Here is a 6,214-nt window from a genome sequence, read left to right on the forward strand (position 1 = left end):
CCGCTGGTCCGGCCTGCACCTCGACGGCGGCCGGATCTCCATGACCACCCTCGACGAGGCCCTGCCAGGGCACCGGCACCGGGACGGGAGGCTCACCTTCCTCTCCAGCGACGGCGAGGGACCGGACGCCGAGGCGGTCGGGTCCGTTGTGGACGCTGCCCGCCGGGCGGGGCGGGTCGTCGTGTGCGACCTCTCCCGGCATCCCGGCGCCGCCACCGAGGCCGTGGTGCGGCGCGCGGATCTCCTGGTCGTGGTGGTGCCTGCGGAGCTACGTGCCTGCGTTTCCGCACAGCGGCTCGTTCGCAGTCTTGCCCCTTGTTCGGACTGTTTGCGACTGGTCGTGCGCGGGCCCGCGCCGGGCGGTCTCAATCCGCAGGAGGTTGCCGACAACATCGGGATTCCGCTGCTGGCCTCGATGGCTTCTGAACGTCATCTCGACCGTGCCCTGGAGTGCGGGAATTTCCTGCTACGGCGCCGAGGCCCGCTCGCGACGGCGGCACGGACGATCCTGGTGGCCGCCCGGCCCATCGCCGTGGAGGCCGCCGCATGACACCGGAACTGATCGAGCGGATCCGGCATCGCCTGGCCGGTAGCGGTTCCGGCACCGGTCCGATGGCTCTCGCGCAGGCGGTTCGCGCCGAGGCCGGTGGTCCGGTCGGGCATGCCGGAGTGCTTGACGCGCTGAAGGTGCTGGGGCACGAGTTCAGCGGCGCCGGCCCGTTGGAAGGCCTGTTGGCCGAGCCCGAGGTCACCGACGTCCTGGTGACGGCCCCGGACGAGGTGTGGGTGGACGGCGCCGCCGGGCTCCGCCGCACCGAGGTCCGGTTCCCCGACGACGAAGCGGTGCGGCGGCTGGCGCAACGGCTCGCCACGGCCTCCGGGCGCCGGCTCGACGACGCGCAGCCGTACGTGGACGGATGGCTGCCCGGGGTCGGCAGGTACGGAACCGTCCGTCTGCACGCGGTCCTGCCGCCGGTCGCCGCGGACGGCACCTGTATTTCCTTGCGAGTGCTCAGGCCCGCGGCGCACGACTTGGCCACTTTGGCCGATTCGGGCACGTTCGACGGGGACGGGCTCACCCTGATCGAAACGGTGATTTCGGCCAGGCTCGCCTTCCTGGTGACCGGCGGTACCGGTGCGGGAAAGAGCACTCTCCTGGCCGCGATGCTCGGAGCGGTGGACCGGACAGAGCGGATCCTCGCCGTCGAGGACGTCGGCGAACTGCGCCCGAGCCATCCCCAGTTCGTCCGGCTGGTCACCCGGGCTCCCAATGTGGAGGGGGCGGGGGAGGTCACGCTCGGGGAGCTGGTTCGCCAGGCGCTGCGCATGCGTCCCGACCGTCTCGTCGTGGGCGAAGTGCGCGGCCGGGAGGTCTGCGAACTGCTCACCGCGCTCAACACCGGACATGAGGGCGGCGCCTGCACGCTTCATGCGAATTCGCCCGCCGAGGTTCCCGCCCGGCTCGAAGCGCTGGCAGCCCTGGGTGGGCTGTCCAGGGCCGCGTTGCACAGTCAGCTGGCGGCGGCGGTCCAGGTGGTGCTGCACATGCGGCGGCTACCCGGCGGGCGCCGGCAGCTCGCGGAGGTCGGCGTGCTGAGCCGTGACGCAGCCGGAGAGATTCGGGTGGTGCCGGTATGGCAGGCCGGGGAATGGACTCGGCGGCGCCCACTGCTGTCCGCTCTCCTGGAACTGAGAGGGGTGCGGCCGCCGTGGTGATTCCTGCCCTGCTGTGTGGAATGGTGGCCCTGCTGACCTGGCCCGCCACTCGTCCTGCGCAGGCCCGGCTTGCTGCCTTGCGCGCACCGGCACCGAAACGCGGGTGGCGATTGCCTGCCTGGTTGCGCCCGCCTCGCCTGTGGTTGACGGCCCTGCCGGTGGCCATCCCCTTCCTCGGCTTGGCGGGCACGCTGTCCGTCGGGGCGCTGTGCGCCGCCGGATGGCAGCAGCGCCGGGTGCGACGACGGAGGAAGGCGGAGACGGAGCGAGCGACGGCGGTGGCGGAGGCGCTGCGGGTCATGGTCGCCGAGTTGCGTGGCGGTGCCAGTCCCACGGCCGCAAGGGAAGCCGCACTGGCCGTCGCACCCGGGCAGGTGTCGTCGTTGTTGGCGGGGTTCGACGAAGAAGGACCCGAATTCGTGGCGGGGATCCGGGGGCGGCTGGCCACCGCTGCCGCGTTGAGCCGTCGGCACGGTCTGCCGCTTGCGGACCTGCTCGACGCGGTCCGGCGCGATCTTGTCGCCGGGGCGCGGTTCCTGTCCCGGTCAGAGGCGGGTATGGCGGGGCCGCGGGCCAGTGCCACCGTGCTGGCCGCCCTCCCCGGGATCGGGCTCCTGCTGGGGGAGGCGATGGGCGCACATCCCGTGTACCTCCTCGTCACCACGCCGCCGGGGCAACTGCTGATGGCGCTGGGCTCCGCCCTGATACTCGCCGGGGTTGCGTGGAGCGCGCGGCTGACCGCGGTGCGGGTACTCCCGTGAGCGTCGCAGCCCTCGTGCTGGCGGGCGCGGCGGTTCTCACCGTGCCGCTTCCCACGGTGGCGAGCAGGCGGCTCGATCGGCTGGCCGGTGAGCTCCGCCACCGGCCGCACCGGACCCTCGGCCGAAAGAACCGCCAGATCGGCCAACTCCAGCTCGCGGCGTTGTGGGATCTGCTCGCCGCCTGTCTACGGGCCGGTCTGCCCGTCACCACGGCCCTGCGGTCGGTCACCGCAACCGTGGCCGGTCCGGAGACCGAGGCGCTGCGGGCGGCCGCGGGTCTGCTGGAACTCGGGGCGGACGCGGGCGAGGCGTGGGCGATGGCCCGGACCTGTCCCGGCACGGCCGAGTTCGCGAGGGCGGCGCAACGGACCGCGCGATCCGGGACCGCGCTGGCGGAGGTCGCCGAAGACCTGGCAGGCAGGCTTCGGGCCGATGTGGCCGAGAAGGCCGAAGCAAGGGCGCAGCGAGCGGGCGTGCTGATCGCCGGACCGCTGGCGCTGTGCTTCCTACCGGCGTTCCTGTGCCTCGGTGTGCTTCCCGTGGTGCTGGGGCTGGCCGGACGAGTCAACCTGCTGTGATCTGATCAGTCCACTATGGACACTGGAATGAGGAGAGTTCATGGTTCTGCTGGGACAAGGGCGGCACGTCCGCCGCAAGGCCCCGTGGTGGTGCCGCTGGTTCCGCCCGCTCCTGGGTTCGGACGAGGGAATGAGCACGGCGGAGTACGCCATCGGTACCGTCGCGGCCGCCGCTCTGGCAGCACTGCTGTACACGGTGATCACCGGCGACTCGGTGGTCTCCAAGCTGACGTCGCTGATCGAGCGGGCTCTGGTGGTGACGTTCTGATGCCCGCGGCGGTCCGGGCCGGCCCCGATCGCGGCGCGGTCACCGTCGAGGCGGCGGTCGGCCTGTGCGCGCTCACCGTTGTGTTCGGACTGCTGATCGCCGCGGTCACGGCGGTCACCGGCCAGCTCCGCTGTGTCGACGCGGCGCGCGAGGCCGCGAGGCTGATCGCCCGGGGCCAGCGCCCGCTCGCCGAGCAGACCGTGGCCGAGACCGCTCCGGCAGGTGCCCGGCTCACCGTTCGGATCGAAGGTGAAACCGCGATCGTCGAGGTGACCGCCGATCCGATGGGCGGCCTGCTGCCGGGTGTCCGGTTGCGCGGTCGTGCTTTCACAGTGCTCGAGGCGGTGCCCGAGCCGGGTGGAACGGGGACGGCACGTGCTCCGGGATGATCAGGGAACGGCCACCATCTGGGTGGCCGGGGCGGTGGCCGCCCTGGCCGCCGTCCTGGCCGCTCTGCTCGCCTTCGGCGCAGCGATCGTGAGCCGGCACCAGGCCGGCGCCGCCGCGGATCTGGCGGCACTGGCCGCCGCAGGCCACGCCGAGCGGGGCGCCGAGGCCGCCTGCGGCCAGGCCCGGCTGGTCACCGAAGAGATGGCGGTACGGCTGACCGCCTGCCGGCTCGAACAATGGGATGCCCTTGTGGAGGTCACCGCCGAAGGGCCTGCAGGCTTCGGTCCGGCCATGGCCCGGGCCCGCGCCGGTCCCGTGCAGCGACGAACGGTGTCCGGAGATCGGACGGACCACGGTGGATAGCGGATGGACGGTCGGTCACGCGCGCTGAACGGTCAGGCCCTTCTGCGCCCCCTCGCGTGGTCCACATCACTGGATTACTTGTGTCACAACAAAAAGGCGCACGAAGTGACAGGGGTGGGCACGGCTGGTCCCCACCGTGGAACGGCGACCGGCGATCGTCGGGCGGCATTCGGCCCGGGTTCGACGCACGTTCGCTCGTCGTTCCGTAACGGCCGGTTGTCGACCGCCTACTACCGGCCTTCTGCAAGTTGCCGTTTATTGACTGAGGGAAAGCCACCGGGCGGTGGGACGGACGAGGAGTTGTTGACGGATGTTGGACACGGATTGGTCGGATAGCTGGCGGAGCGCGTTCCGCATCGAGCTGCGTGCCGAGGCCATCGGCCTCGCCTGGCACGGCTGGCCGGTGCTGCCGGGCACCTTCCCCGAGATGGAGCCCGATGCCGAAAGCTGGTCCGGACCGGTTCCGGTGCACGAGGACTGGGCCGACCGGCTCGGTGCCCACCCCAACGAGGTCGCCGAATGGTGGACTGGACAGCCCTACAGCCTCCTCGTCGCCACCGGCAAGGTCGTGGACGCGATCGAGGTCGGTGTGGAGCTGGGCAAGTGCGCTGCTCGGCTGCTGCGGGCCACCGGTCACCCTGCGCCCATCGTCGCCACCCCGGACGGCCGCTGGCTGTTCCTGACCGCCGCCGCCGACGGCCTTCCCGAGCAGCTCGCCGCCAGCGGTGAGGTTCGCTGGCACGGCGAGGGAAGCTGGGTTCCGCTGCCGCCGACCCCGTACCAGCACGGTGTCGTGCACTGGCGGGTCAAGCCGGAAGTGTGCGGCTGGCGCCTGCCGGAGGCCACCGCGGTGCACTCCGTGCTGGCCCAGGCCCTCGACCAGACCGAGACCTCGACTCAGCTTGTGGCCGCGGCTCCGGTCGCTGCCTGAACACCCCCGTGGCCGTGCCGGGTGCCGTGACGACGCACCGCCCCCAACACGGTGTCCAGCACAGCCACCGCCCCCGCCTTGTCCAGTGGATCGTTGCCGTTCCCGCACTTCGGCGACTGAACACAGGACGGGCATCCCGCCGGGCACTCGCAGGAGACGATCGCCTCCCGCGTCGTGACCAGCCAAGGGACGAGAGCGGAAAAACCGCGATCGGCGAATCCCGCTCCACCGGGATGGCCATCGTGCACGAACACCGTCGCCTCCCCGGTGTCAGTGTGCAGCGCGGTCGAAACCCCGCCGATGTCCCAGCGGTCGCACGTAGCGAACAGCGGTAGCAGGCCGATCGCCGCGTGCTCGGCGGCATGCAGGGCGCCGGGGATGCGCGCGGGCTCCAGCCCAGCGCCCCCCGGCGCCCTGCCACCTTCCTCCAGCAGATCGGCCGAAATCGTGTACCAGACGGCGCGGGTTTCGAGCGTCTGCTCCGGCAGGTCCAGCGGCACGTGGTCGATGATCTCGCCCGAAGGGCGCCGGCGCAGATAACCCACCACCTGCGAGCTGACCGCCACGTCACCCAGGCAGACGCTGACCCCGCCATAGTCCACGCGTTCCTGAGTGGACAGCACGGTGATGTCGGCGACCTCGCGTGCCGAGGTCGTCCATTCGGGATCCTCCGCGTGCACGAGCGCGATCCCGGACTCCAGGTCCAGTTCGTCCACCACGTACGACGAGCCCTGATGCAGGTAGACGGCGCCGGGGTGCACGGTTGCGCACGCGGAACCCGGGTCGACCGTGCCGAGAAGACGCGAGGTGTCCGCTTCGACGACGGCGACCTGCTCGCCGCCCGACCCCCGGATGTCGACCTCGTACTGCGGCCGGTCCCGCGAAGTCCAGTACCAGCCGCTCGCCCTGCGCCGCAGCACCTTTTCCGCGACCAGCGACTCCAGTACCGCGCGGGCCGTCTCGCCGCCGAAGGCTTCCAGTTCGCCCGAGGTCAGGGGCAGCTCGGCCGCGGCGCACGCCAGTTGCGGTGCCAGGACATACGGGTTCGCCGGGTCGAGCACCGTCGTTTCCACCGGGCGGTCGAGGATCGCGGACGGGTGGTGCACGAGGTAGGTGTCGAGCGGATCGTCCCGCGCGACGAACACCACGAGGGCCTCGTCCCCGGCGCGGCCCGCCCGGCCCGCCTGCTGCCAGAACGAGGCGAGAG

The 6,214-nt window shown here is 71.8% G+C and carries 9 protein-coding genes; 8 read left to right on the forward strand and 1 reads right to left on the reverse strand.

The window, feature by feature from the left end; genetic code table 11:
- The 8 genes from FNH05_RS38370 to FNH05_RS29360 all read left to right on the forward strand — a co-directional run.
- On the forward strand, positions 1 to 550 hold a 550-nt coding region (locus FNH05_RS38370; protein WP_483964234.1), incomplete at its 5' end, for a CpaE-like family protein.
- Entirely contained in the window at positions 547 to 1,716 is a 1,170-nt protein-coding gene (locus tag FNH05_RS29330; RefSeq protein ID WP_144592092.1) for a TadA family conjugal transfer-associated ATPase, read from the forward strand. The genes FNH05_RS38370 and FNH05_RS29330, both read left to right, overlap by 4 nt.
- A gap of 122 nt (positions 1,717 to 1,838) precedes the next feature.
- Positions 1,839 to 2,477: a type II secretion system F family protein gene (locus FNH05_RS29335; RefSeq protein WP_246128004.1), complete on the forward strand. Its 639-nt coding sequence runs from the start codon at positions 1,839 to 1,841 to the stop codon at positions 2,475 to 2,477.
- Positions 2,474 to 3,055: a type II secretion system F family protein gene (locus FNH05_RS29340; protein WP_144592093.1), complete on the forward strand. Its 582-nt coding sequence runs from the start codon at positions 2,474 to 2,476 to the stop codon at positions 3,053 to 3,055. The genes FNH05_RS29335 and FNH05_RS29340 overlap by 4 nt, the downstream gene beginning before the upstream one ends.
- 40 nt (positions 3,056 to 3,095) lie before the next feature.
- Positions 3,096 to 3,323 (forward strand): DUF4244 domain-containing protein, encoded by a 228-nt coding sequence (locus FNH05_RS29345; RefSeq protein WP_144592094.1) that lies wholly within the window; start codon positions 3,096 to 3,098, stop codon positions 3,321 to 3,323.
- On the forward strand, positions 3,323 to 3,712 hold the full coding sequence (locus tag FNH05_RS29350; RefSeq protein WP_144592095.1) for a TadE family type IV pilus minor pilin: 390 nt from the start codon (positions 3,323 to 3,325) through the stop codon (positions 3,710 to 3,712). The genes FNH05_RS29345 and FNH05_RS29350 overlap by 1 nt, the downstream gene beginning before the upstream one ends.
- Entirely contained in the window at positions 3,699 to 4,076 is a 378-nt protein-coding gene (locus FNH05_RS29355; protein ID WP_144592096.1) for an Rv3654c family TadE-like protein, read from the forward strand. The genes FNH05_RS29350 and FNH05_RS29355 overlap by 14 nt, the downstream gene beginning before the upstream one ends.
- 310 nt (positions 4,077 to 4,386) lie before the next feature.
- Positions 4,387 to 5,007 (forward strand): bifunctional DNA primase/polymerase, encoded by a 621-nt coding sequence (locus tag FNH05_RS29360; RefSeq protein WP_144592097.1) that lies wholly within the window; start codon positions 4,387 to 4,389, stop codon positions 5,005 to 5,007.
- Here the strand turns inward: FNH05_RS29360 and FNH05_RS29365 are convergent.
- The coding region (locus FNH05_RS29365) for a Zn-binding domain-containing protein (protein ID WP_144592098.1) at positions 4,974 to 6,214 on the reverse strand (1,241 nt) is incomplete at its 5' end. The genes FNH05_RS29360 and FNH05_RS29365 overlap by 34 nt on opposite strands.

The organism is Amycolatopsis rhizosphaerae (assembly GCF_007713715.1).
GTDB classification, from domain to species: Bacteria; Actinomycetota; Actinomycetes; order Mycobacteriales; family Pseudonocardiaceae; genus Amycolatopsis_E; species Amycolatopsis_E rhizosphaerae.